We start from the raw sequence: 26,857 nt of genomic DNA on the forward strand, positions 1-26,857 counted from the left end.
TACGACAGGAGGCCTACTATGACCCGTACACCGTTTTACCTAACGCTGTTACTCGGAGCTGTCATGGTGGGCCTTTTTTGTGCGCCGAGCAGTCATGCTCAGGTGTACAAAAAGGTGCTTGAAGACGGCACCGTGGTGTATACCGATAAAAAAGAAGCTGGCGCTGAAGAAGTTCAGGTTGAGTCAGTGGTCAGCGAGTTCGAGCCCGTGAAACGCGCTACCGACGGTGCCATCATGACCGGTCAAGAGAGCGCCGATGACGAAGAGGGTGATGACAATGTGCAAGCCTCAATTGCCATTACCAGCCCTGCTCATGAAGCAACGATCCGCAGTAATGAAGGTATTGTTAACGTGACCTGGGCGGCACAAACCCGCAACGTGAAAGGGCGGCTAAACTACCAGCTTTGGGTCGATAATCAACTGACGTACGAGGGCCCTTCGGCCGGCGTTACCTTGCGTGACATGAACCGGGGTGAGCATCGTCTCCGAGTGCGCCTGTTTGACGAAAGCGGAACGGAATTGGCGGTGTCGGACACATTGGTTATCTTCATTCACCAAGCTTCGATTTATAACCCTGCCCTCAATTCTGGTATCAGTTCTGGCAACAGTTCTGGTAACGTCAACATGGGTGGTACGAGTGGCCAGAACTGATTGCACCAAAATGGTGCAACCAGACTTTGACCAGTTGCTCACGGCAATTGTGCAACTCGATGCGCAGTTGCATATCTGCTATATGAATACCGCGGCTGAGACGTTACTCGACGGCAGCCGAAAACGCCTCGTCAATACCCCACTGTTTAGCCTTTTCAGTTTTAGTTCGTTAGAACCGGAAGTGTTGCGGCATGCGTTGCGTGATCAGCAAAGTGTTTCCGACAGCGATGTGACATGGGTCTTTCATGATGGCCAGCGCATCACTATTGAGTTCATTGCGCAGCCGCTGCAAAGCGACGATGGTTCGTTACAAGTGCTGCTCGAGTTGCGACAGGTCGATCAAATACGGCGCATCAATCAGGAAAATTCTCAGCAACAACAGTTGCAAGCGGCGCACAGTATCGTACGTGGCTTGGCGCACGAAATTAAGAATCCGTTAGGTGGATTGCGCGGTGCGGCACAACTGTTGGCCAGTGAACTAAGTGACGAAAGCTTGCACGAGTATACCGACCTGATCATGAGCCAAGCCGACCGGCTGCGAAATTTGGTGGACCGTATGCTTGGCTCCCATGAACTTCCGCAGCGTGAGACGACAAATGTGCATGCCGTGATCGAGCGCGTCATTGCGGTGGCGAAGCTAAGCGCGCCGAGCAGCATTGAGTTCGTCCGCGATTATGACCCCAGCCTGCCGGAGCTGAGTATGGCTGCCGATGCCATTGAGCAAGCTATTTTGAATGTAGTGATGAACGCCTGTGAAGCGCTGCAGCAGAGCGGCCAGCCCGGCAAGGTCTTTTTGCGAACGCGGGTGCTGCACCAGCAAACCTTGTATGGGCAACGCTACCGCCAGTGCGCGGTGATTGAAATTCAAGACACCGGCCCTGGGGTCCCTGAAGCATTGAAAGAAACCTTGTTCTACCCGATGGTAAGCGGGCGTGCCGGTGGCACCGGCTTGGGCCTAGCGATTACCCAAAACGCTGTGCATCAGCATGCCGGTAAAGTAGAGCTGCTTTCGGAGTCCGGTGATACCCGTTTCTTGTTGTACTTACCCTATATCGAGACGCGCCAAACCCAACCCCAAGTACAAGATGCAGGACAGGAGTAAGGCATGGCGACTGCGCAAAGTGAACAACCTGTGTGGCTATTGGACGACGACAGTTCGATTCGTTGGGTGCTTGAACGCGCACTGCAACGGGCCTCGATCCAGAGTCGTAGCTTTGCTGATGCGGCAAGTCTGTACCAAGCGCTTGAGCACCAACAGCCGTTGGTGCTGCTAACTGATATTCGTATGCCTGGAGATGACGGCTTGCAAGTGCTCGAGTACGTGCAGGGACACTACCCACAACTGCGAGTTATCGTGATGACCGCGCATTCCGACCTAGATTCGGCAGTGAGTGCTTTTCAGGGTGGTGCATTTGAGTATCTTGCTAAACCTTTCGACATGGACGAGGTGGTGCACACCATTAGCCGTGCGTTACAACTCGAGCAGAGCGAAAAAGGCGAACAAAGCGGGCCCGAACAGGTGTCAGGCATTATTGGCGCAGCACCGGCGATGCAAGATGTGTTTCGCGCTATCGGGCGGTTGTCGCATTCCAGTGCAACGGTACTGATTACCGGTGCTTCGGGCACGGGGAAGGAATTGGTTGCGCGAGCTTTGCACCAGCATAGTCCGCGGAGTAACAAGCCGTTTATTGCGCTGAATATGGCGGCTATTCCGGGCGATCTTATTGAGTCAGAGCTGTTTGGCCATGAAAAAGGTGCTTTTACCGGCGCAACTCAACGTCGCCGTGGGCGTTTTGAGCAAGCTGACGGCGGCACCTTGTTTTTGGATGAAATCGGCGACATGCCGCTGGCGGTGCAAACGCGCCTGCTGCGTGTATTAGCCGAGGGTCAGTTTTATCCGGTTGGCAGCTATCAACCGGTGCAAGTGAACGTGCGCATTATTGCCGCAACACACCAGCAACTTGAGCAACGGGTGCAAGAAAAAGAGTTCCGCGAAGACTTGTTTCACCGTTTGAATGTTATTCGCTTGCAGCTGCCGACCTTAGCGGAGCGTCGCAGTGATATTCCGCAGTTGACCGAACATTTTCTTGCTAAAGCGGCGACTGAACTCAACGCCGAACCCAAACAACTGACCGCGGCGGCACTGCAGAAATTACAAGCGGCCGCATGGCCCGGCAACGTGCGGCAACTCGAGAACACCTGTCGTTGGTTAACGGTTATGGCGCCTGGCCGGCGCGTGGATGTGGTTGACCTACCGAGTGATCTCGAGCCGTCCACCGACAACGCCGCTGCAACACCAAACCCTAACAGTTGGCAGATTGCGTTACGACGTGATCTTGAGCGACGCTTAGCAGGTCACGAAACGGACATTCTCAATGAGCTGATTGACGAATTAGAACGTATTGCTATCGAAGCCGCATTGGCGAGTACCGACGGACACAAGCAACGCGCTGCAGAAAAACTTGGATGGGGACGCAACACCCTTGCGCGTAAGCTAAAAAGCTTCGTAAAAGATGCGTAAATGGACTATCTATTTAGATGTGTCTTTACATAATGCTTAGTCTGTAAAGAGCTACAATAACAACACAGGGTAACTTATGAGCAAATTATTACTTGTTGACGACGATGCTGAACTAAGCAGTATGTTAGAGCAAATTCTCACCAAGGAAGGCTTTCAACTAACCCTTGCTGCCGATGGCGAGGCGGGGCTGGAGCGCGCATTAAGTGGGTCTTATGACCTCATTTTGCTCGATGTTATGTTGCCAGGAATTGATGGTTTTCAACTGCTGCAACGGTTGCGTCAGCAAGCACGCAACACGCCAGTGCTGATGTTAACCGCTCGTGGTGACGACGACGACCGCGTTGCTGGTCTTGAGCTGGGGGCTGACGATTATCTGCCGAAGCCGTTTTATCCAAAAGAACTGGTGGCGCGAGTGAAGGCGCTGCTGCGCCGCACCCCACATACCAGTGTCCGTCCTGAAAAGAGCGAATACGCTGGTTTCGTGATTGATCCGGCACAAAATGAAGCACGTTGCGATGACACGCAATTGGATCTGACACCGACCGAGTTCGACATTCTCAGAACCTTGGTTCGTGCGCATGGCGAAGTGGTTAGCAAAGATGCACTATCGGTTGCTGCACTGGGGCGTTCGTTAGCGCCGTTTGACCGTAGCCTTGACGTGCATATCAGTAATATACGTAAAAAATTACCGACCGACCCGGAGCGCATCCAAACCGTGCGTGGCCGTGGTTATCGCATTATTCAATTCGCTTAAGGTCGACTGATGCGTTGGTATCACTCGCTTTCACTGCGACTGCTGTTCCTGTTTTGGGTGCTGTTGTTCGCAGTGGCGAGCAGTGGTTACCTGCTTGCGCTATGGTTCAGTAAGCCCATTGCACCGGCACCGGTACCGGAGGCGGTGCAATCTTCGCTGGCGCCATTACTATCCGACGTCAATACCTTTCGCTCGCTCACGCCCGGGCGGCTGTTAGCGGGCGATTATCGTGTGGCAGCGAGTCTCGCACCGAGTGGCCAAGAGCGCCTGCAATTAGATCGCTCGCTGAGTGCCTCGCACCGCCGTTTGTTACTGACCCAACTCGAGGCGGATAAGCCGCAACAAATTCCGATCGGCAATCGTATGCTGATTGGCCCCTTTAAGCTCGATGGCTATAGTTTGTTAGTGACTCGCCCGATCACTGCCGAGGAGCGCGAACAGCAAGTCGTTTCGGAACAGCAAACCCAGCGCGTGCAAACCTTAGCGCTACTTATCGGCAGTTTAGCGATTGCAATTCTCTTGGGTGCTTGGCTGGTGATGCCACTGCGGCGCCTGACGCATGCCACCCGCGAAATTGCCAAAGGTAGCGAAAAACCCGAACTTAAGCGCTTGCCGAAGCGTAACGACGAACTCGGTGAGCTGGCACGGGCATTGGCGACCACTGCGCATGACCTGGCGGTTTCCCGTGATGCGCAACGGCGCTTACTATCCGATGTATCGCACGAACTGCGTTCACCGTTGGCGCGCATGCAAGTGGCGCTGATGCTGAGTCAAGATGACGACGATGGCACTGAACGCGACCAACACTTGGGTCAACTGGGCCGTGATTTAGAGCGCCTGAGTACAATCATCGAACGCATTTTATCGCTGTCACGTTTAGAAAACGGCTTGGTAAGCTTGCATACCGAAGCCGTTGATGTGCGTGAGTTGGTGTCACAATTGGTCAAAGACCTTGGCTATGTTGATCCACAGCACGGCCAGCGTTTGCAGGTGCATGACAGTGACGATTGGCCGGTTATCGACAGTGATCCTGAGTTGTTACGTTTGGTGCTTGAAAATATTATTCGGAATGGCTTGCAGTACACCGATGATGCCATCGAAATCAGTTGTCAGGAGTTGCCAGAAAGTTACACTGTAATTGTTCGTGACCACGGACAAGGCGTTCCTGAAGACCAGCTAGAACAGCTGTTTACGCCATTTTACCGCGCCGACCCATCACGTAATCATAAAGCTGGGGTTGGGCTCGGAATGGCACTGAGTTTACGCGCTGCGGCAGTGCTCGGGGGCTATGTTGATGCACGCAACCACCCTGACGGTGGACTTGAAGTTGCAGTGACGCTGAAAAGGAGCACATAGGTGCCAGAGACAGACAACCGACAAGTGTTGGCAGTCAAACCAAGCGACAATGATACGTCGGCTTGGCAGGCGTTTTTTAATGACACCATCATGCCCTACTGGCGTGCCCATGCGCAGATGTTTGAATTGGCGCGTCCGCACAATCTCATCTTACGTTATTTCTTGGTTTTCCCGGAGCAAGCCAAGGGCCTAGTGCTGCTTAGCCCCGGCCGTATTGAAGGTGCAATAAAGTATCCCGAGTTGGTGTGGGAGCTGGCCCAGCTGGGCTATGCGACGGCGATCATTGACCACCGTGGGCAAGGTTATTCAGATCGCCTGAGCGACAATCACCATAACGGGCATGTGGATCGTTTTGATGACTTTGTTGATGATTTCGCGGCTTTTACCCGCGCGAGTGAAGCTGCGATGGTTGATCATTATGGACGCGAGCTTCCGCTGCACCTTGTGGCGCATTCGATGGGTGGCGCAATTGCGGCACTCTATTTGGCGCGTTACCCGCACAAAGTCAAAAGTGCAGTATTGTGTTCGCCGATGTTTGGCATTCAGACTGGCCGACTGCCGCATTGGTTAGCGAAAGGTTTTGCCCATGCTGGCGCATTTTTGAATCAACTTATAATGCCGCACCGTCCGTGGTTCATTATTGGTACTGGCGGCTATGTTGAAGTGCCGTTTGCGCAGAATGAATTGAGTCATAGCTTAGCGCGTTATCACACCTTCCGAGAGTTGTATCGACAGCACCCTGAAGTGCAGCTCGGTGGCCCGAGTTTTCGTTGGGTATCGCAAGCGTTGTCGGCCAGCCGCCGCGCGATTGCTGAGGCTGCTGACATCCATATTCCGGTACTGGTGTTGCAAGCGGGCGGCGATACCGTCGTTGATCCACGTGGGCAAGCTGAGTTCGTTTGTGCGCTCTCGCACCCGTATAGCCGCTTAGCCACCATTGCGGAGGCCCGCCACGAACTGTTTATTGAGGCCGATGCGTATCGTCAGCCGGCGTTACAGCAGACGCTGGATTGGTTTCAGTCTGCGCAGCGCTAGGTTGCGGCACCGCTGACAGTGGGTCCATGTGAATAATCACATCAGTGTCTGGAAACAGCTCGCGTAACCTTTGTTCGGCGCCATCGGCAATGTCATGTGCCGCTTTTAGTGAGAGCTCGTCTCGGAGCTCCACGTGGCACTGAATGAACCGCGTTGGACCGGATGCTCGGGTGCGCAAGTCATGCCAACCATGAATGCCTTTGGTCGATCGCAACACCGCGACAATCTGTGCTTTGTCGTCCTCAGGAAGTTCGCGATCCATCAAACCTTGAAATGCCTCCCAGCCGATTCGAATCGCGCCGTAGGCCAGATAAATGGCAATCACAATGGCGAACGCACTATCGGCCCAATACCAGCCATAGGCACTAAGTAGTAAAGCGGCAATGACCGCGCTATTTAACAGTAAATCTGACTGAAAATGCAGATGGTCGGCGGCGATGGCTTTGGAGCCTGTGTTGCGGATGGCGACCCGTTGCAATAGCACGAGTCCGAGCGTGAGGGCAATGGCAAACAGTGAGACATAAACCCCGAGGTCGGCCTGTTGCACTTGGCTCCCTTGCCACAACTGCTGGGCGCTGTGCACTAACAACAGCATCGCCGATCCCGTGATCAGCGCCGATTGCACCAACGCCGCAAGTGACTCCGCTTTACCATGACCAAAGCGGTGCTCGCGGTCGGCGGGTTGCAGCGCGTAACGCACCGAGAAAAAGGTAAACAATGAGGCTAAGCCGTCCAACATCGAGTCGGTGGCTGACGCTAGCATGCTGGCAGCGTCGGTGGCGATCCAGGCCCACAGTTTCACGACAATGAGCGTGAAGGCAACCGTTACCGATGCGCGGGTTGCTAGTTTGACCCAGAAGCCATAATCACGCTCAGCCACTAAGCGCCCCCAACAAAGTCATGTTGGCGCCACGCTTCGTAGCTAATAATAGCAACCGCATTGGATAAATTGAGCGAACGGTTATTCGGCATCATGGGAATACGAATACGTTGCTCTGGCGTGAATTGATTCAGTACATCATCTGGTAATCCGCTCGTTTCAGAGCCAAACAACAGCACACAATCGCTAGGGTAACGTACTGACGTATAACTGCTGCTGCCTTTGGTCGTGCAGGCAAACATCTTTCGATCGCCCATCGCTTGAGCGAACGAGGCAAAGTCAGGGTAGCGTGCAACATTGCTTAAATCATGATAGTCCAACCCAGCGCGACGTAGTTTCTTTTCTTCGAAGTCAAAGCCAAGCGGTTCAATCAGATGGAGCTGGCAGCCGTTATTCGCGCTTAGACGAATAATATTACCGGTATTTGCCGGCATGACAGGGTTATGTAGAGCAATATGAAACATCTATTGCGGTCCTTGCGACTGTGACATTGGGGGCATATTTAGGTGAAACTTACTACGCTTAATGACTTCTTCGCTGTAAACTTCACGGATTTCGCCACTTTCGACTAAGCGACGAAGCTCACGATCGAACCAGTCCCGCATGCGATAACCACGGGGGTTATTGCGAAACAACACGTGAATTGGCAAAGGGTCACGAATTTGGGTTCGCACATACGGCGTTTCACCCCATTCGGGCGCCTGATTGTGGCTGCCAATCACACCGGCGACGCGGCCCATATCCAGCATGGCAAAGCAGTCGAGATGGTTGTCTGCCGCATAAAAAGTGGTCGAATCCGGAAACAAATAATTGTACATGTAGCTTTCGATGTGGCAAATCGGACGCGGGTGCTCACCGGCGCGCAGAGCTCTAGAAGTTGCCTCGTCATGGGTGAACAAATACAAGCCTTGGTCAAAATCAAGGTGATTACGCGATGCGATGGAATGCTCGGGCACAAACACAGTATAAGCACCAATAAAGGCATCGAAGCGTTCGTCAACGTAACCGCGATACGCTCGCGCTAGGCTATTGGTGAGGAGTTCAAGATCGTCAGTAACCGGAGCCATGACCTTGCTTAATAGCTGCCAATACTCTCCACGGCCATTCAGTTCGGTGTAGTCGGGAACAAGCCCCGCAGCAATACTGATTTTGCCAAACTGCTGGCCATTCTCGATGATTTTTGGCGCTAGCATTTCTGCTCCAGTGGCTTGCGCGATGGCACTGATGCGACCGTTAGCAGCCATGCGCGTTAGAATGGCTTCGACTTTGGGCACCAAGTCGGCGTAGTCTTTATATAAAAAGTGGTAGCCAGTGTTGCGGGTATAGGGAACAGTAATGGTGTGCGGGTCATTAATGGAGCGTAGTTGTCGCGCTTCAAAATCATTAACAACAACCGCTTGTACACGATTATTCTCGTAGAGCATTTCAAGTTGTTCAAAACTTACCGCTTTGATGCTCGGCTTATTGACGGTTTGCTGACCAATGACATGTTCGACCGATTGAGTGCCACCGATGTATGCATAACTTTCAATTGAGGCAAAGTTACATAGACCACACTCGCGGCGATCGGCCACCAGCACAACGCGCGAGTCAAAGAGCGGAAAGTTAACCCGCACCAAGTTACCGTATTCTTCCCCAATTTGTGGCAGACGACCTAATTCACCGGAGATCGTGCCCTTATTGGCCTCGGTGAGACTGCGATCGCGCGGCATTTCGACAAAACGGATTTTAATTCCAAGCTCGGTGTAGACCTCGGTGATTAATGTAACGACAAACTCGGTGATCGGTGACGAATCAGGCATGCGAAACACCAGCTCTTGTGGCTGCTCATTCGCTCGGACAGGGAATGAACTGAGCGCGGTCATGATCACAAGACCAAGCCCGATACTCAACGTTTTAATAGACCAAGAGCTGAACATTGAATGCAACTTCTGCGCCTCAAACGGGGTCGAAAAAAGTATGACGAAATTAGCCTTGCAGTATAGCACCTCGGTTCGGCAAAAAAAGGTGTTACACTGTGCGCCATTATCGATGGCGCGAACGCGCGCCCATGAGGCGTCCATGAGGAGTAACGACATGCGCAAAACTTTATTCACCTATGCCACGGCACTGCTAGCAGTATTGACGTGGTCGCCTGCAAGTGATGCACAAGAACCACAGCAGCAGGATTTTTATCCATTAGTGTTGCTTGGCGACGCTTTAGAAGTCTGTTCGAGTATGGCATGGCAGCGTTGCAGCGATACCGACTGGATCGATCGTGACACCATGCGTTACGACCGCTATGTAAATTTGAGTGGTCCTTACGTGGAAGCATTGCTCGACGATGCCAATTGGTCACCATTGCGCCGTGATACCCGCGACGATCTGAAAGAGGCAATCGATTTACTGCGTGATCGCATTAAGCAAGATGTCATATCTGAGCGTTCGTTTACCGAGGAGTTTACGCGCCGAGCAACGCAGTACTTGTATCAGCAACTATCGGAGCGTGACTGGAATTTAATCATCGATCACCTAGAAATGCCGGTGCCGAGCGATGCGGATTTTGGCGTTAATCTTACTGCGACCAAGAGCCAAGTGAACATTGATTACATGCGACAAATTTTGTCGCAAGCTCAGCAGGTGAGTGGTGATGAGACGCCTCATGTGCTGGTAGTGACCGCTGCACAGCGGGATAGCTTCGATTTAGTGAACTATTACTTACAAGCTTTTGCGGGCGCTGGAGCTGATGCCTCGTGGCTGCCAATCGACGTAGCCGTTGCGGCTGCGCGCGAGGCGCAAGCATGTGAAAAACTGGCTGATTATCGCGCTAGTGAAATGAGTGCGTTTCGTCGTGATGTGGTGCATGCCGACTTACACGCTCGCCAAGTCGCGTTTTGTCAGGCGGGTGATGCGCTGACGCAAATCCGTAATGCCGACGTATTGTTCTTCGCCGATGGCAATCCCGATTTATTACGTCCATTGCTGGTTACCGCATTGAACGAGCCGAACGCTTTAGCCGTCGGCATCGCTGAGCGCGTGGCCGAAGCGAAGCTGGTGGTAGCTGCGGCAGGCAAGGCCGCTAATGTCATGACCAGCCAAGCGATGGTCGCTGGCGGTAGCAGTCGCGAAGCGTTGAAAGATGGTGTGCATGCGACCCGCTTACCGGGCTTAGGTTGTCACAAAGACGATACCTGTCCGCGTGATTTGAACGAGAATAGTGTTACCTATCATCCGATCGGTGGTGCTGGCTTGTTCCGTTGGGGGTCACTGGACACGCGCATGGGTGTTGAAGGTAACCATGGCCGCTTACTACGTGTTGCGGCGACCAACCGTGTGCCATTGGCGGTCGGTATCGATGCCGAAACTGCGCTGCTGGTGAGCTTGCGTTCCGGTGACTTCAAAGTCGCAGGTGAGCGTGGGGTGTTCTTCGCCTCGGGTGCACAGCAAAATGAACGCGCAGTAGCGGCGACCTTCCATTATCTAATGGCCGGTTCGAGTGGCACTTTTAGTGGCAACGATGTCAGCGCCGTGACCTTTGCTGAGAGCGCTGAAGTGGTGCAGGTTGAGCCGACGACAAACTTTATCTCGAGCCGTGGCTTGTATGATTCGCTGCGCTTATTGTGTCGTGACCGCGAAAGTATCGAAGTGAAATGGGAGCAATTTACCATGACGCTGATTGGCGGTGACGGTGTTAAAACGCAGAAAGCGGGCGCGGAGTGTCAGGTGCAAAACGCGCGTATTGGTATGCAATACGCGCCTTCCGAAAGCTTTTAAATCGTTAAACGGCGTGGCTTTTACGCTACGCCGTACTGTTCCCGATACGCCTGTACAGCCTCGAGATGGTCAGCCAGCTCGGGGCTGTCTTTTAAGTATTCAATCACGTCATTCAGTTTGACGATGCTGACGACTTTGGTGCCGAAGTCTTGTTCGACTTCTTGAATGGCACTTAGCTCGCCTTGACCTTTTTCTTGGCGGTCGAGTGCGATTAACACGCCCGCGAGCTCAGCGTTATTGGCCTGCACAATGTCCATCGATTCACGAATAGCTGTGCCCGCAGTGATGACGTCATCGACCAGCATGATTTTGCCTTGCAATGGCGATCCCACGAGGTTGCCGCCTTCGCCGTGGTCTTTCTTTTCTTTGCGGTTGAAGCAATACGGCACGTCTTTTTGATAGGTGTCGTACAGCGCGATGGCAGCCGCCGTTGCAATCGGAATGCCTTTATACGCTGGACCAAACAGCACATCGTAATCAACGCCGCTGTCTTGCAATGCCGCTGCATAAAAACGTCCGAGCTTGGCAAGGTCAGCACCATGGTTAAAGAGGCCTGCATTGAAGAAATAAGGGCTCGTGCGCCCCGATTTTAAGGTGAACTCACCAAATTTGAGCACGCCACGGTCGATGGCGAAGCTGATAAAGTCTTTTTGATACTGTTTCATAAGGGGCCTTGGATTTTTCGTAGCCCGTACTTCTAGTACGGGGAAAACTCCCAACATAATCAATGCAAATTTGTTAGGTCAAAGATTGCCCGCAGTAGAACTGCGGGCTACAGGTTATGCCAATGCTTGCTTTTGCAGGTCCATGAGCTCGCGGATGGCGTGGCGCGCGAGACCAAGCATTTCGTTCATTTCTTCGAACGAGAACGGTTCGCCTTCGGCGGTGCCTTGCACTTCAATGAGCTTGCCCGCTTCGGTCATGACCACGTTCATATCGGTTTCAGCTTTCGAATCTTCAGGGTAATCAAGGTCTGCCACCGCATGACCGTCGTAAATACCCACCGAAATCGCTGCCACCAAACCTTTGAGCGGATTGGTTTTAACCAAGCCTTGCTTGCGCATCCAATTCAACGCGTCCACTAATGCAACGCAAGCACCGGTTATTGACGCAGTACGGGTACCGCCGTCGGCCTGCAATACGTCACAGTCGATGGTGATCGTGTTCTCACCAAGCGCCGATAGATCTACACAAGCACGTAATGAGCGGCCAATCAGACGCTGAATTTCAACCGTGCGGCCACCCTGCTTACCACGTGCGGCTTCGCGATCCATGCGGCTATGCGTTGAGCGCGGCAACATACCGTACTCAGCCGTCACCCAGCCTTGCCCTTTACCTTTTAAGAAGCGCGGCACATTGCGATCAACACTCGCCGTGCACAATACTTTGGTGTCACCGAATTCAATCAACACCGAACCTTCCGCATGACGCGTGTAGTTACGGGTAATCGTCACCGGACGAATCTGTTGGGCAGTACGACCACTTGGACGCATGGCTGGCTCCTTTTACTTGGGTATAAGCTTAGGCTTAGGCGAATTTATGGGCGGCGATTATATCAGATGTGAATCTGAAATTCTGTCGCCAGTGCAATTGGTCGTACTGACTTTTCATGCTTTTCCATTCTCACCAAACCATAATGCGACATGGTTTTGAGCGATCGCGAAAGATTGCTTGGTGCTCGACCGGATAGCGCCGCCAGCTCTTTTAATGACTGTGGTTTGTTCTCGGCTATCATTTTCAGCAGATCGCGATTTTGGTCCGATAAGATTTCTGCAAGAGAACGAATCGAGGGAAACCAAACTCGTGGCTCGTCATTCTCGGGTTTTACTTCACCCTTGGCGATCGCAATGAGTCTAGCGCGAATTTCAGACTGTGGTTTTACACCGATATGCATGACGGACATTTAATGTACCTCGTTCATAAACGCATCAGCCAAATCGAAGAAGTCTTCGAGTAACTTTGCAGCATTGATAAAATCATAAGGGATGATGCTTCCATTGAGTGTATGGATGTGGTCACTGTTGTTAGGAGCTTTCCCATACGCAGTTGCTTTTTTAATAGGATGGGCGTTGTCCATACCAAGGATTCTCGTTCCTGACTTGTTGTGGAGTGTAAGTGAATATTTGATGCCATGAGGAACGCGAATACTAGGTTTAACTATTCGTGCCTCAATAACAATCCAGTAGCCAAGCTCTTGGTAAATCACTGCTCCATCTAAATCCAGCAGCGCTTCAATAGTATAATCCACATCCATGTGAATATCACCTGATGATAAATGATTTTGTTGATTTATTAGACCATGCTAGTTGGAGACCCGCGAACCTCAAATTTCGGAGGACTTAAGCTTATGTTTTTGAGAGCTCAATTTTGCGCGATGCAAAACAATGCTAAACTAGCGCCAATTCAAGTTAAGAGAGCACTATTATGATTCAGAGTATGACCGGCTACGCGCGCCACGAACACAAAGCCGAATGGGGTACCGTGACGTGGGAACTGCGTTCGGTAAATCAACGCTTTTTAGAAACTTTTTTCCGTATGCCGGAGCAGTTCCGTGGCATGGAGAACATGCTACGCGAGAAGCTGCGCAAGCAACTGCAGCGCGGTAAAGTTGAATCTAATTTGCGCGTGAGCTTCAATGAGCAAGCTGATGGTTCTTTGCAATTAAACGAAGAGTTAGCAAAAAGTGTGATTTCCAGTGCGAACTGGATCGCGAACCAAAGTGCCTCGTCTTACCTGAACCCGATTGATGTTTTACGTTGGCCGGGTGTTGTCGCCCAAGATGAGGCCGACATGGACGCCATGCAAAATGACGTGGTTGCCGCCTTTGATGCTGCGGTCAGCGAATTTATCGGCAACCGCCAGAGCGAAGGTAAAGCTTTGGAGCGTTTAATCGAAGAACGTTTGGAAGGCGTGTCAGAACAAGTATCGGTAGTACGCAAGCGCATGCCAGAGGTGCTGGAATGGCAACGTGAGCGCTTACTCACTCGCCTGGCTGAAGCGAAAGTCGAACTCGAGCCACAGCGTTTGGAATCAGAAATGGTCATGCTGGCGCAAAAAACCGACGTCGCCGAAGAACTCGACCGCCTCGACACCCACGTCGTCGAAACCCGCAAAATCCTGCGCAAAGGTGGAGCCTGCGGCCGTCGCCTCGACTTCATGATGCAAGAGTTCAACCGCGAAGCGAACACCCTCGGCTCCAAGTCCATCAACACTGACATCACCAATGCCGCCGTCGAACTGAAGGTGCTGATTGAGCAGATGCGCGAGCAGATCCAAAACATCGAATAACAGCCACTGTAGCCCGCACTTCTAGTGCGGGTCTAACCCCAACCCCCGCAAAATCAGCCTTGGTTCTTTAACTTTAAGGCTTGCACCTCGGCCCAGCTAAGGCCGGAGCGGAATTGCGCTATGCTGTCATCTTCGTAGCTCAAGTTGAGCTCATCCATAATCGTTTTCGTGGAGCTCTCGGATAGCGTGATCCCCTTTTCAAAGATGGCACCAAAGTAAGCGCGAAGTAACGAGTGTTCGCTTCCCGTTAAATTGGTGCCTAAGCGCATTTTCTCGTGTCGCACCCAGTTATCGACAGGTAAGAGTGGCAAATCTGAGAGCCCAAATGCGGTTGTTACGTCGGCCTTTTCAGGTATCAGCTCGCTATCCGCGTCACATCTGAAAATGCGAAAGGTATAGGGCCACTGGCTATTGTAATGACTGGAGTGACTGTAACAGTCGAGTTGCTCGTCATAGGTCAGCCAAGGCATCGCGTGAATGAGTGATTTTTCGGAACTACAGACCAGCAGATCAAACTCTGAGGACATTCTTGGTTCGATATAGTCGAAATAACAAAACTCACCACAAAGCCAAAACGGTAACCGAGCTGCTTTAAGTGAAGTGATAACGTTTTGAAACGTTGATTTGAGGTTCGGTAGCGCTTTGCCTTCCATCACCGCAATAAAGTCATCGTAAACATCGCCAGTGTTAGTGCTCAACGTTCTTACCTCGGATGATTTCAAGTGACTGAGTTAAGTTGTCGGTGTGCGCCGCCATAAGTGTGTAAGGCGTTCTGGCGCCTTGAGCATAAATACCTAAATCCTCCATCGCGCGATGTTTGGGGAGCCAGTCCTGTGTTTCACCTTTATAGACACCTGAACGCCATGCGTTTCGATTCGAGTTTTGCCAGGTATCAGCCAGTAACACGCCGATGACTTTGCTTACTTCGCTTAGCGGGTTGTCGTAGACGTCTCTATGGATCATCTGTTGCAGGGACGCTGCTAGACGCGGCGACTTAATACGCGCAAGATCATCTCGCATCAAGTTGAGCTGGTCTTGGGTCGCATAATCACGCTTAGCCTCTATCAGATAGAGCGTGCCATCGATAAAAATAAGTGCATCAAGGTGATTGTTGTGCGCGTTCGTTTCAGTGCTTTCGAAAGGAACTTCAACAGCCCAAAAAGCGTTTGAGTAAAGCTCTTTAAAGGCCATGATAAAGCTGAAAACTAAGTTGGCTTCCAGCATTTCACTACCGGGTTTACATGGGCGAAAGCGCATCATATTGGCTTTGTAGTCATGGCAGAGTTTGTCAAAGACTGTTAATAAGCGAGTGTCTTGTAGGGGCATATTGGGATTCTTTGTTGTTATCAGCGGTTTGGTTTGACCCGCAGTAGAACTGCGGGCTACGAAGAGCTGAGCTGATGCTTGGCGTCGTAGAGCAGGGTGTCGGCGTTGTGCATGAGATCCTGCAGTGACGAGGCTTCACGTGAGCTGCAAGCGCCGAGGCTGAAGCTCATGGAATACCCCAGCTTATTTTTCGTGAGCTCGGCAAAATCTTGGCGTAACTGTTGGATGGTGGAGGCGTGACTTGCGCTGTCGCTTCCGCTTAACAAAATACCGAACTCTTCGCCGCCGAGGCGGCCGACGAGGCCATTGTGACGCTCTTGCTGGTCGCGCAAAAGCTTGCCAAATAAGCGTAGCACTTCGTCACCAGTGGCATGCCCATAACGGTCGTTTACGGCTTTGAACTTGTCGATGTCGAGAAAGTAAAGAGTGAAGTCTTCACCTGTCTGAATTCGTGCCTCAGCAAGCTGCTCAAAATAGTGTCGATTGTAGATGCCTGTTAGGTAATCAATATTGGCGCGCACACGCAGTCGTTCATCGGAGCGTTCTTTCAAGAAGCCAATAAAACCGATGCCATTACCTAAGCCAAGAAGAAAAGTCGCAAATATAAAGGCCTGATTAACGATAACCGGCTGCGTCATAATGAACGCTGAATCGCTCGCGGCGAGCGGCGCCCGAATGAGGCAGAACAGGCCAATCATGGCATTGACGATAAGCAGTACGCGTGGAAACACACTCGAAGGGTGCTGTTTCAGCAGCCGATAAAGTGCATAAACGCTGGCGCTAAACGGCAACACCAACAATACGGATGAGGTGACAATCATTGTATTGTTAGGGCCATCGCCACTGGTGAAGTGGAACCAAGTGAACACCCCACATGTCACTAGAGTTCCAGCCCACAAAAAGCTCGCTTTAATACCCGCAGAAGCCAGTTGATTGTAGGAACGCACCTCGGCCCAACAGCCAATAAATATCAGCAAATTCGCAATCAGACGTAAGTGATCGTAGCCGTGGTACAGAGAAATGGCGTAAAGGATGAACGAAACCGCTTTGATAAACTGCGCTAAGGCAAACGCGCGACAGGCGAAGTGCGATTCAGGATTGCTGACTTGCTGCCAACTATACAAAGCAAAAGTCAGATTAGTCAGCCCCGTGAGGACAATAATAGTGATAATATCCATGTGAATGAATCGGGTCCTCAAAAAAGAGTATTCAGCGAGTACACTACTCGTTCACCATCTTAATTCTATTTTCGTGTAATGAAAACCTACCTGATCCAGAAGACGACAAGGTAACGATCCTATGAAATTAACCATCGATATTAGTAAGTACCCACTCGCCGACAACTACATCGAACCCATTAAAGGCTTTATCGAAAAACTCAACGCCCAGCTAAGCACACATGACGATGTGAAAGTGATCACGAACACACTAAGCACGCAGGTGTTTGGCGATTACGATGCGGTGATGCAGGCACTCAACGACTGCATCAAATGGTCATTTGAAACCTATGGCAAGGTGGTCTTTGTGGTGAAATTTTTGCATGGCGACTTGCGACCTGAAGGTTAAGCCTGAAAGACCCGCAGCCAAACATCAACCGTGACCGTTAGCGACGTCAAAGCTTCGGCGCGGGCGCGGCCAGCGCTTGAAGCGCGGTACAAGTGTGGCGTCATGGCGAGCAAATCGTGAATCACTTCACGAGAAGGTAGTTCGACGCCAAACGTGACGCGCTCTTCAGAGATCAGTGTCCAGGTGTCGGATACCGGTAAATTCGAAGGCTTTTCCTTCACCTCGTCGTAAATCACCTGTTTGAGCTCATGCAAATGACTCGGAGCGGGGTCGACCATAATGAGCCGACCGTCAGCACTAAGCACGCGACTAAACTCGCTTTCGACCGGAAATCCAAATACGCACAATAAGGTGTCGATACTGTGATCGGGGACCGGAATACTGCTATTCGACGCGACTAACCACGACACGCGAGGATCGCGCTTGGCGGCGGCTTGCACGGCCCATTTGGAAATATCTAACGCGGCCGCTTTACAGGCCACATCGCGGGCATTGGCCGCATCAAGCACGTGGCGCAGGTAGTAACCTTCACCGCAGCCGGCATCAAGCAATGCTCCGACGGGTTGCGTCAACACCGCCGCCGCTAAAGCTTCAGCCAAAGGCGCGTAAAAACCTTCGGCTAAAAAGCGTGCACGAGCCTGTACCATTGCTTTGCTATCGCCCGGGTCTTTCGAGCGCTTCTTCTGCACCGGTAGCAAATTTACATAGCCCTGCTTGGCCATGTCGAAGCTATGGCCATGTTCACAGCGCCAGGTTTTGTCGTTCAGTGTTAAATCCGCGCCGTCCAGCGGGCAACAAAGATGGAAAAAAGGTCGAATCACGGTCTTCTTATCTTGCCAAATCGTTATGCTGCTAGTGTAGGCCAATTGCGACAAAAGCCGCAAATGAGCTGATGAATGGGCTCGCACCGACATGTAATGCAAGTACAATGAAAACATTATAAGAACCAGAGGAAGTTAAAATGTACAAAGCTAAAATCGCAGCGGCGGTATCGCTGGCGTTATTCATGAGTGCTTGTTCAGAAGCACCGAGCAGTAACGAAACCACTCAAGCACCAAATGCGCAAGCGCAGGCTGCACCTGAGAGCTACAGCGCTGAAGTCATTGCCGCCGAGTCCGAAAAGGCGAACCAGCTGTTTGAAGAGATCTTCATGGCGAACGTCATGCGCAGTCCGATGTTCCAAACTCGTTTGGGCATCAAAGACAATCAAGACAAGTGGGATGACTTGTCTGAACAGCATGATGCTGAAGGTTTGGCGATGGCGAAAGAGCACTTGGCGCAAGTCGAAGCAATTGATCCAGCGAAGCTCAATGAGCAAACTCGGTTAAGTTGGAAGCTCATGAAACAAGAGCTTGAAGAGGGGATTGCTGATTACAAATGGCGTCATTACAACTACCCTGTGAATCAAATGTTCGGCATGCACTCAAGCGTTGCAGCACTGCTGATCAACCAACACGGCATTGAAGAAGTGAAAGATGCCGAAGACTACATTGCACGTCTGAACGGCTTGCCAGAGTTGTTTGATCAACTCGGTGAAAACCTTAAGTTGCGCGCCGAAAAAGGCATTATTGCACCGAAGTTTGTCTATCCGTACGTGATCAGTGACAGCAAAAATATTATTACCGGTGCGCCATTTGATGACGGTGAAGCCAGCGCATTGTGGGCAGACTTTACGGGCAAGCTAGAAAATCTCGACATCGACGAGAGTCAGCACAGTGAACTGGTGAGCAAAGCTCAAACGGCGATGTTGGAGTCGGTGAAACCGGCTTACGAAAACCTTATTAGCGTAGTCGAAGATCTTGAAGCGCAAGCCAACACCAAAGACGGTGCGTGGAAATTCCCTGATGGCGAAGCGTTCTACAATAATGCGCTACAACGCACCACAACCACTGACTTAACGGCTAATGAAATCCATGAAATCGGCCTGAGCGAAGTCGCGCGTATTCACGATGAAATGCGCGTGATCATGAACAAAGTCGGCTTTGACGGCACCTTACAAGAGTTCTTCGTGCACATGCGTAACAACGAAGACTTTATCTATCCTGATACCGAAGAAGGTCGTGCGCGTTACCTAAGCGAAGCCAAAGAAATCATCGATGTGATGCGCGGCCGTTTAGACGAACTGTTCTTAACTAAGCCGAAAGCCGACATGATCGTGAAAGCGGTCGAACCGTTCCGCGAAAAGTCAGCAGGTAAAGCGTTCTATCAGCAACCGTCAATGGATGGCACGCGCCCAGGTACTTATTACGCAAACTTGTACGACATGGCGTCAATGCCGACCTACCAAATGGAAGCTTTGGCTTACCACGAAGGTATTCCGGGTCACCACATGCAAATTGCCATTCAACAAGAGCTGGAAAACGTACCTAACTTCCGTAAGTTCGGTCGCGTGACGGCGTACTCTGAAGGCTGGGGCTTGTACACTGAGAAGTTGCCAAAAGAAATCGGCTTCTACCAAGACCCGTATTCAGATTTTGGCCGCTTAGCGATGGAGCTATGGCGTGCATGCCGCTTAGTCGTCGACACTGGCATTCATGCGAAAAAATGGACGCGTGAAGAAGGTATCGAGTACTACGTGAACAACACACCGAACGCCCGTGCTGACGCGGTGAAAATGGTTGAGCGTCACATTGTGATGCCAGGCCAAGCCACGGCGTACAAAATCGGCATGAACAAGATCTTAGAATTACGCGAAAAAGCCAAAGAAGCGCTTGGCGACAAGTTCGATATTCGTGAATTCCATGACGTGATCTTGGCCAACGGCCCAGTGCCACTGAACATTCTTGAGCAATTTGTCGACGAGTATATTGCCTCAAAACAAAATTAAAAAAGTACTGCGCGTAACTTCATTGAGTTACGCTGCTTGCTCTCGAATGGCCGCACAACGTTGTGAAACGTGTGCGGCTATTTTTTGTCGCATGTAAACCCTGCCGCAAGTAAATTCGTCTACACTCATGAGACGACGAAAACAGGAACAAACTCGATGAAATTAACAATAATTGCAGTAACCGCGGCAACCATGCTGAGCGGATGTGTGGTGTATGCCAACGGTAACGGTGGTTGGGGCGATGATGATCTCAATTATGAAAAACGTGAGTTAAGCCTTGCCACTGAAGGACTCAATGAACTTGAGATTGAAGCTGGTGCAGGTTTTCTCGAAGTTTATGGCGAGCCAGATCGTACGACGATTGATGTGGTCGCCGAAATTCATTATCAAGACGCCGATGATATTGAATTGACGCTAACGCCAGACGGCGACGAAGCCGACTTGATTGCAAAAATCGCATCAAATAACTGGGGCGACGGCAGTCCGCGCATTGATCTCGTGGTTTACATGCCAGAAGCCATGGCGCTTGACGTCAATGATGGCTCGGGCTCAATCACGATCCGCAACATTAAAGCCAACGTCGACATCGAAGACGGCTCAGGCAGTCTGGAGATTGCTGACATTGTCGGTAATGTCGAAATCGATGATGGATCAGGAAGTCTCGATATTCGCGCAATTGACGGCGATCTGAAAGTCGATGATGGCTCTGGCAGCATTGATATCAACAACGTCAGCGGTAAAGTGACCATCGATGATGGCTCGGGTAGCATCACCGTGCGTGATGCAGGAGATCTGGACATTATTGACGACGGTTCAGGTAGTGTTTCAACCGAAAACGTTGGCAACCATTAACTCAAACAGTTAACGAGTCAGCTTGGTTTGTGGCTCGTAAGTTAACATTACTTAGAAGACTCACGCACAGTCATCATAAAATACACCGGTTCAGACGAGTTATTGTGATAGGAGTGAGGTACATCCGTTTGTGCGGTCATGGCATCCCCTTCGTTTAAAACATAAACGTCTTGATTGATTGTCACGGTCAGTGAGCCTTTGGTGACGAAAAGCAGCTCGGTTGTTCCTGTTGCGTGGGCATCCGCTGCAAAGCGTTCACTCGGCTGCATCAACCACTGCCATAATTCTAGCATCTCCGAGCCTTTGGTCCCTGCGGTCAGCTTGGCAAAACCACCATGTTCTCCATGCCACAATGTTGGGATATCTCTGGAGCGATGAACGGCCACATTGGGTGCCTCGGAGACGGCGACAATGTCGGCAACCGAAACGCCCAACGCATTTGCTAGCTTGCATAACATGCCAATACTGGGATTCGCGCGGCCTTGCTCAATTTGAACCAGCATGCCTTTGCTAATCCCCGCGTTTTTCGCAAGTGTATCCAACGAAAAATGATGCTCTTTTCGAAAAGCATTCACGCGTGCAGCGATGGCTTGATTAACAGCTTGGTCGATCATGACGCTCCAGACTCATAAAAAACACGGTCAATATATTGACCGAAAGTTTCATTGAATTATACTTCCCAATAGATGCATTATCATCCTGTTCAGTTACAAAGGTCAACGCGAGGGGCGCGGAATGGAGTTGTTAAGTACGTTTTTTATGGGCGCGGTGATTTCCGGCGGCTTGATTGTGGCCATCGGCAGCCAAAATGCCTTTTTGTTGAAAGCCGGCTTAACACGTAACCATCCGTTTGCTGCAGCCACCGTCTGCTTTGTCGGCGACATTCTGTTGATCGGTGCAGGCGTGTTCGGTGTAGGAGCCCTATTTGCGCTGGAAAGTATTTGGGGCTTGTTGCTTAGCGTCGCTGGGGCGTTATTCTTGCTGTGGTATGGCACAAACGCTTTGAAAGTCGCCCGCGTGGGTGACAGCAAGCTAAATGTTGCCAACGATGACACCGCCAAAACCAGCTTAAAAGCCACACTCGGTATGGCTTTCGCCATGACCTTTTTGAACCCGCATGTGTACATCGACACCGTCGTTCTTGTCGGCGGTGTCACCGCCAGTCTTGAAGACAGTTTACGACCATGGTTTGTAGCGGGTGCTCTGTTGGCCTCCGCCACCTGGTTTTACAGCCTCGTGTTTGTGGCGAAAAAACTCTCGGGCGTGCTCAACAAACCAAAAGCTTGGCGCATAATCAACACTTTCATTGGCCTGCTGATGTACCTAATTGCCGCAAAACTACTCTATGACGCCGCTCAAGCATGGCTGTAAAATGCAAAATATGGCGTCTTAATTGCTAAGTCGCCATATTTTGCTACTATGAGTATAGGTTGAAAGAGAGTAATTCCTATGCACGCAGTCGTAGAACTTCACGAACTTTTGGGCGAATTAATTAAACGTCACCGCGCACAGCGCATGGATCAACGTGAGCTGGCGGCGCGGATTGGCTGCAGTCAGCGTACGTTAACGCGCATTGAACAGGGGCATCCGGTCAATTCTGAGACCCTGTTTACAGCACTTGCGGTACTCGGGCAACTTGATGCATTTATTGAGCTTGCAGACGAAAAAGTGCGTGCGGCTGGACACCTTCCTGAACGTAAACGCTCGCAGCTACACGACCGAGGGCTCGATAATGATTTCTAGCGCTTACGTTTTCATAGAGGGGCTCGAAGAGAAACCTGTGATATGTGGACGCTTCGATTTGGACACTGTAACCAATACCGGTCGTTTTGTTTATGGTCGTTCGTATTTAGAACGCAGCGACGCCTTTGCCCTTGATCCCATCCATTTACCACTCATTGAAAAGCATCACGTATGCACTTTGCAGCATGGTATTTTCGGGGTGCTGGCCGACGCTGGTGCAGATGCCTGGGGGCGTAAACTTATTCTGCAAATGCACGAAAGCCAACCACAAAACGAACTCGAATTTCTGATCGCGGGTGCCGGCATGGGTGTTGGTGCGCTCAGTTTTAGTTTGTCGCGCGACAAAACCAAAACCAAGCGCTCGCCGAACTCATTAAACGACATCGAGCTGTTGCTGCAAGGTAAAAATGCTCTGCTTGCTGCCGAGCAAGTTTCCGACGAAGTCAAACAAGCTTTCATGTATGGCTCATCCATGGGTGGGGCGCGGCCAAAAACCTTGTTAACTCATGGTCAGCAAGATTATTTGGTCAAATTTAATAAGCCTGATGACCTCTACAATGTTGCACGCGTCGAGCACGCGACCATGCGTATGTTGGCCGAACTTAATGGTGTGCAGGTTGCCCCTACACAACTTATTACGAGCAAAAGTGGCGAAGATTTATTGCTCGTGCAGCGCTTTGACCGCAAAGGCGAGCAGGTCAGCCATCACTTTGTTAGTGCAAATAGCCTGTTGACTGAAGGTGCGGTCAGTCAGCGTAGCCTAACAAGTTGGTACAGTTATGGCCAACTTGCTGAATTACTGCGTCAGCACAGCATTGTCGCAACCGACGCCCATGAACTCTTTCAGCGTATGGTTTTTAATGTATTGATTGGCAATACCGATGATCACGCGCGTAATCACGCCTGGCTTTACGCACTGCCAGGTGCTCAGGAAGAGCATGGCTGGCGCCTCTCACCGGTTTATGATGTGTTACCGATTAGCGCCACACGGCAACATGCCTTGGGCATTGGCGAAGAGGGTCGGCTTGGTACTAAAGAAAACCTACTTTCTCAGGCATCGCGCTTCGGTTTGCAAGACTTCAAAGCGCGACAACTCGTTAACACAGTGCAGGAGTTGGTGGCCGAATGGCCAAGTTACATGGAACGGCAGGGCGTGCCTGAACGTGACGTAGATAGCTTGCGAAAGATCATTCCGCAAGCTATCTAACAGAGTACTTAATCGGCTGATGAGCGATGCATCAAGTAATAGCCTGCAGGAATGATCATCATGTTTAATAAGGTTGATGAAATCAGGCCCCACAAGATCACGATGGCCATCGGTGCTTGAATCTCGCTACCCGGCTCGCCTAAGCCCAATGACAGTGGCACTAGGGCAAGAGCTGTCGCCAACGCCGTCATGAGAATCGGCACCAGACGTTCTTCGGCGGCCTGATTAATAGCCGCAGTGAGCCCAACCCCTTGGGCGCGTAGCTGCTTAATGTAGTCCACCAAGATCACGCCATTACGTGTGGCGATACCAAACAGGGTGATAAAGCCGATGATCACGGCAATGTTGATCACCCCTCCAGCAAAATAAATACCTGCAATCCCACCGATCAATGCCAGCGGCAAGTTGAGCATGATCAAGAAGGCTTCTTGCGCGGAATTAAAGGCGGTAAGCAATAGCAAGAATATACCCACAATCACAGCGGCACCGAGCAGCATTAAGCGCGTATTGGCATTTTCCGCGCTTTCGAATTGGCCGCCATATTCAACATAATAGCCGGTCGGCAGTATCAGACTCTCGTCGAGACGCTGCTCAATGTCTTCCACCACACTTATTAAATCACGGCCGCTGACGTTGGCCATGACGACTAAGTTGCGCTGCACGTTCTCGCGCGTGATGGTATTGGCACCACGAGTTTTCTCAATCGACGCAATCGCCGAGAAAGGAATAATGGCGCCACTTGGCGTGTGGATCAGCGTATCGCGCACAGTATCGATGTCGTCGCGGTAGCTGTAAGGATAACGGACCACGAGGTCAAAAGAAGCTTGGTCTTCCAAAATACGACTCACCGAACTGCCAGCGAATACGGTTTCAAGGGCATGAGCGGCTTGCTCGACGGTCATGCCGTATTGCGCCAACTGCGCGCGCTTAAAGTCAAACGTCACAAAAGGAATTTCAGCTTGTTGATCCATCGCCACGTCAACCGCACCCGGAACCTCTTTGACAATGCTTTCGATTTGCGCACCGATTTCACGTAACTTGTAGAGTTCGCTACCAAATAGCTTGATGGCGATGTTGGCGCGAGTACCGGATAGCATATGGTCAATACGATGCGAAATCGGTTGGCCGATAATTACGTTAGTACCACTCAAGAAGAAGAACTTCTGCCGTAGACTGGTAAGCAGCTCTTCTTTTGAGCGTTCTTGCATTTGCAACTTAACGTCAATTTCGGACGCGAATACTTGTTGAGCGTGCGGATCACGCTCGGCGCGCCCCGTGCGGCGTGTGGTGGCGACAACCTCTGGTTCACTTAACAAGATGGCTTCAACGCGCTGGCCAATGCTGTCCGACTTCTCCAATGAAGTCCCTGGCACGGTTACTACACTGACGGTCAGGCTACCTTCGTTAAACTCGGGTAAGAAGCCGCGTCCGTACTGCCACGCACCAAGTAAGGCAATCACTAAGACCACTGTGGCGCCGCCAAGCAAGAGTTTCGGACGCTGCAACGAACCTTGCAGGAACGGGCGATAGCCGTTTTTCAGTACGCGAATAAAGCGCGTGTCATGCGCCGCCAACAAGCTTTTGCTAGCGCTAAGACCAAAGTAACTGAGTACGGGTGTCACGGTAATAGCCACTGCTAGTGAGGCTAGAATCGACACGATGTAGGCCACGCCCAACGGCTGCAACAGACGGCCTTCAACGCCGGTTAAGAAAAACAGCGGTAAGAACACCAGCACGATAATAAAGGTGGCAAACACAATCGAGCTTTCGATTTCGCGAGTGGCTTGGGCAATAACGTGCAGCCGCGACGCTCGTTCAGATTCTGGCTGGGCAATGTTCTCGCGCAATCGCTTAACTACGTTTTCGACCACGATGATGGCGTCGTCGACGAGGGCACCTAAAGCGATGGTCATGCCACCAAGTGTCATGGTGTTGAGTGAACCACCGAAATAACGAATGGTGAGTACTGCGACTAACAACGACAAAGGAATCGCCACGAGTGCAATAGCTGTGGCACGCGCACTGAACAAGAAGATGAACATGATGGCGATAACCAAAATAGCGCCATCGCGCAAAGCACTGTTTAAGTTGTTAATCGAAGTCGAAATAAAGTCCGCTTGACGGAAGGTATCTGTGTGCAGCGTCATTCCTTCGGGCAAACTTGCATTAATATCGGCAATGACGCTATCGAGCTGTTCGGTTAACTTAAGGGTATTGGTATTCGGTTGCTTTTGAATACCCAGCACCACTGCTTCTTCGCCATTGAACGCCGCTGTACCGCGGCGCAGCGCACCACCAATCATGACATCGGCGATATCACTGACCAGAATTGGCACTCCGGCCTTAACCGCCACGACAGTTTGTTCAATATCGCTCGCTGAAGTAATACGGCCAGCACCTTGGAGCAAGAACTCCTGTTGGTTCTGTGTCACAAAGCCAGCTGAAGCCGTCATGTTTGAGCCGCTGAGTGCCTCGGTCACTGTTTCTAACGACAAACCATGCGCAATCAATGCGGCAGGCTCAACCACCACCTGAAACTGTTTGACTTCACCGCCGGTAGAGATGACTTCTGCGACACCAGGTACGGCTAACAAACGGCGGCGAATGGTGTAATCAGCGGTGGTCTTGAGCTCAATTTCGGAATGTTCGGCAGAGCTTAGCGCTAAGAACATGACCTCGCCCATAATTGACGAAACAGGAGCCATTTGCGGTGCACCGACATCAGCTGGTAGCTCATTTTGTAGCGTTTGTAGGCGTTCCGAGACCATTTGGCGTGCGAGATAAACATCGGTTTCCCAGTCGAACTCGACGGTGACCACACTAATACCGATGCCGCTGTTGGAGCGCACACGACGCACGCCCGAAGCTCCATTCATCGCTGACTCGATAGGAAAAGTAATGAGTTTTTCGACGTCTTCTGGGGGCATGCCGTGCGCTTCTGTGACCACGGTCACCGATGGCGCGGTGAGGTCAGGGAACACGTCCACAGGCGCTTTCAAGGTGGTATAGCCACCCCAAATTAACAGTACCAAGGCAAGCGCAATAACGATAAGTCGATTATGCAACGACCAATGAATAATTCGATCAATCATAAGAAT

The 26,857-nt window shown here is 51.2% G+C and carries 27 protein-coding genes; 14 read left to right on the top strand and 13 right to left on the bottom strand.

Annotated elements, in window-relative coordinates; translation table 11 throughout:
- Window positions 1–18 precede the first annotated feature (18 nt).
- The 6 genes from NV375_RS09950 to NV375_RS09975 all read left to right on the top strand — a co-directional run bounded on the left by NV375_RS09950 (window position 19) and on the right by NV375_RS09975 (window position 6,317).
- The gene (locus NV375_RS09950) at window positions 19–651 is read left to right on the top strand and encodes a DUF4124 domain-containing protein (protein ID WP_258808079.1); all 633 of its coding nucleotides are present in this window, start codon (window positions 19–21) and stop codon (window positions 649–651) included.
- Entirely contained in the window at window positions 638–1,753 is a 1,116-nt protein-coding gene (glnL, locus tag NV375_RS09955) for a nitrogen regulation protein NR(II) (protein WP_258808080.1), read from the top strand. The genes NV375_RS09950 and glnL overlap by 14 nt, the downstream gene beginning before the upstream one ends.
- A 3-nt stretch (window positions 1,754–1,756) precedes the next feature.
- The gene (gene ntrC, locus NV375_RS09960; protein WP_258808081.1) at window positions 1,757–3,172 is read left to right on the top strand and encodes a nitrogen regulation protein NR(I); all 1,416 of its coding nucleotides are present in this window, start codon (window positions 1,757–1,759) and stop codon (window positions 3,170–3,172) included.
- A gap of 76 nt (window positions 3,173–3,248) precedes the next feature.
- Window positions 3,249–3,926 carry a response regulator transcription factor gene (locus NV375_RS09965; RefSeq protein WP_258808082.1) on the top strand — a complete coding sequence of 226 codons (678 nt, stop codon included), beginning with the start codon at window positions 3,249–3,251 and terminating at the stop codon, window positions 3,924–3,926.
- A gap of 9 nt (window positions 3,927–3,935) precedes the next feature.
- Window positions 3,936–5,282 (top strand): sensor histidine kinase, encoded by a 1,347-nt coding sequence (locus NV375_RS09970; RefSeq protein WP_258808083.1) that lies wholly within the window; start codon window positions 3,936–3,938, stop codon window positions 5,280–5,282.
- Window positions 5,283–6,317 (top strand): alpha/beta fold hydrolase, encoded by a 1,035-nt coding sequence (locus NV375_RS09975; RefSeq protein WP_258808084.1) that lies wholly within the window; start codon window positions 5,283–5,285, stop codon window positions 6,315–6,317.
- On the opposite strand, the gene NV375_RS09980 is transcribed toward NV375_RS09975, so the two are convergent.
- Genes NV375_RS09980 through NV375_RS09990 form a run of 3 tightly spaced genes read right to left on the bottom strand, consistent with a single transcriptional unit; the run spans window position 6,244 to window position 9,062 of the window.
- On the bottom strand, window positions 6,244–7,197 hold the full coding sequence (locus tag NV375_RS09980; RefSeq protein WP_258808085.1) for a cation diffusion facilitator family transporter: 954 nt from the start codon (window positions 7,195–7,197) through the stop codon (window positions 6,244–6,246). The genes NV375_RS09975 and NV375_RS09980 overlap by 74 nt on opposite strands.
- Complete coding sequence (locus NV375_RS09985; protein WP_258808086.1) at window positions 7,197–7,661, bottom strand: tRNA (cytidine(34)-2'-O)-methyltransferase; 465 nt, start codon at window positions 7,659–7,661, stop codon at window positions 7,197–7,199. Before NV375_RS09985 ends, NV375_RS09980 begins: the two co-directional genes overlap by 1 nt.
- On the bottom strand, window positions 7,662–9,062 hold the full coding sequence (locus NV375_RS09990; RefSeq protein ID WP_258808087.1) for an ABC transporter substrate-binding protein: 1,401 nt from the start codon (window positions 9,060–9,062) through the stop codon (window positions 7,662–7,664). It lies immediately after the preceding gene.
- 211 nt (window positions 9,063–9,273) lie between these two features.
- Here NV375_RS09990 and NV375_RS09995 point away from each other — a divergent pair, with 211 nt between their 5' ends.
- Window positions 9,274–10,950: a cyanophycinase gene (locus tag NV375_RS09995; protein ID WP_258808088.1), complete on the top strand. Its 1,677-nt coding sequence runs from the start codon at window positions 9,274–9,276 to the stop codon at window positions 10,948–10,950.
- A gap of 20 nt (window positions 10,951–10,970) precedes the next feature.
- Here NV375_RS09995 and pyrE read toward each other — a convergent pair whose 3' ends face one another.
- The 4 genes from pyrE to NV375_RS10015 form a co-directional block, all read right to left on the bottom strand.
- Entirely contained in the window at window positions 10,971–11,615 is a 645-nt protein-coding gene (pyrE, locus tag NV375_RS10000) for an orotate phosphoribosyltransferase (RefSeq protein WP_258808089.1), read from the bottom strand.
- 114 nt (window positions 11,616–11,729) lie between these two features.
- Window positions 11,730–12,443 carry a ribonuclease PH gene (gene rph / locus NV375_RS10005; protein ID WP_258808090.1) on the bottom strand — a complete coding sequence of 238 codons (714 nt, stop codon included), beginning with the start codon at window positions 12,441–12,443 and terminating at the stop codon, window positions 11,730–11,732.
- Window positions 12,444–12,505: 62 nt separating this feature from the next.
- On the bottom strand, window positions 12,506–12,853 hold the full coding sequence (locus NV375_RS10010; RefSeq protein ID WP_258808091.1) for a helix-turn-helix domain-containing protein: 348 nt from the start codon (window positions 12,851–12,853) through the stop codon (window positions 12,506–12,508).
- On the bottom strand, window positions 12,854–13,204 hold the full coding sequence (locus tag NV375_RS10015; RefSeq protein ID WP_258808092.1) for a DUF6516 family protein: 351 nt from the start codon (window positions 13,202–13,204) through the stop codon (window positions 12,854–12,856). It lies immediately after the preceding gene.
- A gap of 170 nt (window positions 13,205–13,374) precedes the next feature.
- Between NV375_RS10015 and NV375_RS10020 the strand changes: the two genes are divergently transcribed.
- Window positions 13,375–14,238, top strand: coding sequence for a YicC/YloC family endoribonuclease (locus NV375_RS10020; RefSeq protein WP_258808093.1), 864 nt, complete (start codon window positions 13,375–13,377; stop codon window positions 14,236–14,238).
- A 53-nt stretch (window positions 14,239–14,291) separates the two neighbouring features.
- Here the strand turns inward: NV375_RS10020 and NV375_RS10025 are convergent, their stop codons facing one another.
- From NV375_RS10025 to NV375_RS10035, 3 genes are read right to left on the bottom strand one after another with little or no spacing between them, the layout of a single operon-like run.
- On the bottom strand, window positions 14,292–14,936 hold the full coding sequence (locus NV375_RS10025) for a hypothetical protein (protein ID WP_258808094.1): 645 nt from the start codon (window positions 14,934–14,936) through the stop codon (window positions 14,292–14,294).
- A complete protein-coding gene (locus NV375_RS10030) occupies window positions 14,926–15,564 on the bottom strand; it encodes a hypothetical protein (RefSeq protein WP_258808095.1) in 639 nt (212 codons plus the stop codon). Before NV375_RS10030 ends, NV375_RS10025 begins: the two co-directional genes overlap by 11 nt.
- 56 nt (window positions 15,565–15,620) lie before the next feature.
- The gene (locus NV375_RS10035; RefSeq protein WP_258808096.1) at window positions 15,621–16,742 is read right to left on the bottom strand and encodes a diguanylate cyclase domain-containing protein; all 1,122 of its coding nucleotides are present in this window, start codon (window positions 16,740–16,742) and stop codon (window positions 15,621–15,623) included.
- A 121-nt stretch (window positions 16,743–16,863) separates the two neighbouring features.
- Here NV375_RS10035 and NV375_RS10040 point away from each other — a divergent pair, with 121 nt between their 5' ends.
- Entirely contained in the window at window positions 16,864–17,130 is a 267-nt protein-coding gene (locus NV375_RS10040) for a hypothetical protein (RefSeq protein WP_258808097.1), read from the top strand.
- On the opposite strand, the gene NV375_RS10045 is transcribed toward NV375_RS10040, so the two are convergent.
- Window positions 17,127–17,951, bottom strand: a complete 825-nt coding sequence (locus NV375_RS10045; RefSeq protein ID WP_258808098.1) for a putative RNA methyltransferase — start codon at window positions 17,949–17,951, stop codon at window positions 17,127–17,129. The genes NV375_RS10040 and NV375_RS10045 overlap by 4 nt on opposite strands.
- Before the next feature lie 140 nt (window positions 17,952–18,091).
- Between NV375_RS10045 and NV375_RS10050 the strand changes: the two genes are divergently transcribed.
- Entirely contained in the window at window positions 18,092–19,957 is a 1,866-nt protein-coding gene (locus NV375_RS10050; RefSeq protein ID WP_258808099.1) for a DUF885 family protein, read from the top strand.
- Window positions 19,958–20,113: 156 nt separating this feature from the next.
- A complete protein-coding gene (locus tag NV375_RS10055; RefSeq protein ID WP_258808100.1) occupies window positions 20,114–20,809 on the top strand; it encodes a hypothetical protein in 696 nt (231 codons plus the stop codon).
- Window positions 20,810–20,856: 47 nt separating this feature from the next.
- On the opposite strand, the gene NV375_RS10060 is transcribed toward NV375_RS10055, so the two are convergent.
- Entirely contained in the window at window positions 20,857–21,423 is a 567-nt protein-coding gene (locus NV375_RS10060; protein ID WP_258240889.1) for an XRE family transcriptional regulator, read from the bottom strand.
- A gap of 121 nt (window positions 21,424–21,544) precedes the next feature.
- On the opposite strand from NV375_RS10060, the gene NV375_RS10065 reads away from it, so the two are divergent.
- From NV375_RS10065 to NV375_RS10075, 3 genes are all read left to right on the top strand, one after another.
- A complete protein-coding gene (locus NV375_RS10065) occupies window positions 21,545–22,180 on the top strand; it encodes a LysE/ArgO family amino acid transporter (RefSeq protein ID WP_258808101.1) in 636 nt (211 codons plus the stop codon).
- Between the two features lie 78 nt (window positions 22,181–22,258).
- Window positions 22,259–22,552 (top strand): helix-turn-helix domain-containing protein, encoded by a 294-nt coding sequence (locus tag NV375_RS10070; RefSeq protein WP_258808102.1) that lies wholly within the window; start codon window positions 22,259–22,261, stop codon window positions 22,550–22,552.
- A gap of 58 nt (window positions 22,553–22,610) precedes the next feature.
- A complete protein-coding gene (locus tag NV375_RS10075; protein WP_258808103.1) occupies window positions 22,611–23,759 on the top strand; it encodes a type II toxin-antitoxin system HipA family toxin in 1,149 nt (382 codons plus the stop codon).
- An 8-nt stretch (window positions 23,760–23,767) separates the two neighbouring features.
- Here NV375_RS10075 and NV375_RS10080 read toward each other — a convergent pair whose 3' ends face one another.
- Window positions 23,768–26,851 carry an efflux RND transporter permease subunit gene (locus NV375_RS10080; RefSeq protein ID WP_258808104.1) on the bottom strand — a complete coding sequence of 1,028 codons (3,084 nt, stop codon included), beginning with the start codon at window positions 26,849–26,851 and terminating at the stop codon, window positions 23,768–23,770.
- Window positions 26,852–26,857 lie beyond the last annotated feature (6 nt).

This window comes from Pseudidiomarina sp. CB1, assembly GCF_024752025.1.
In the GTDB taxonomy this organism is placed as follows: domain Bacteria; phylum Pseudomonadota; class Gammaproteobacteria; order Enterobacterales; family Alteromonadaceae; genus Pseudidiomarina.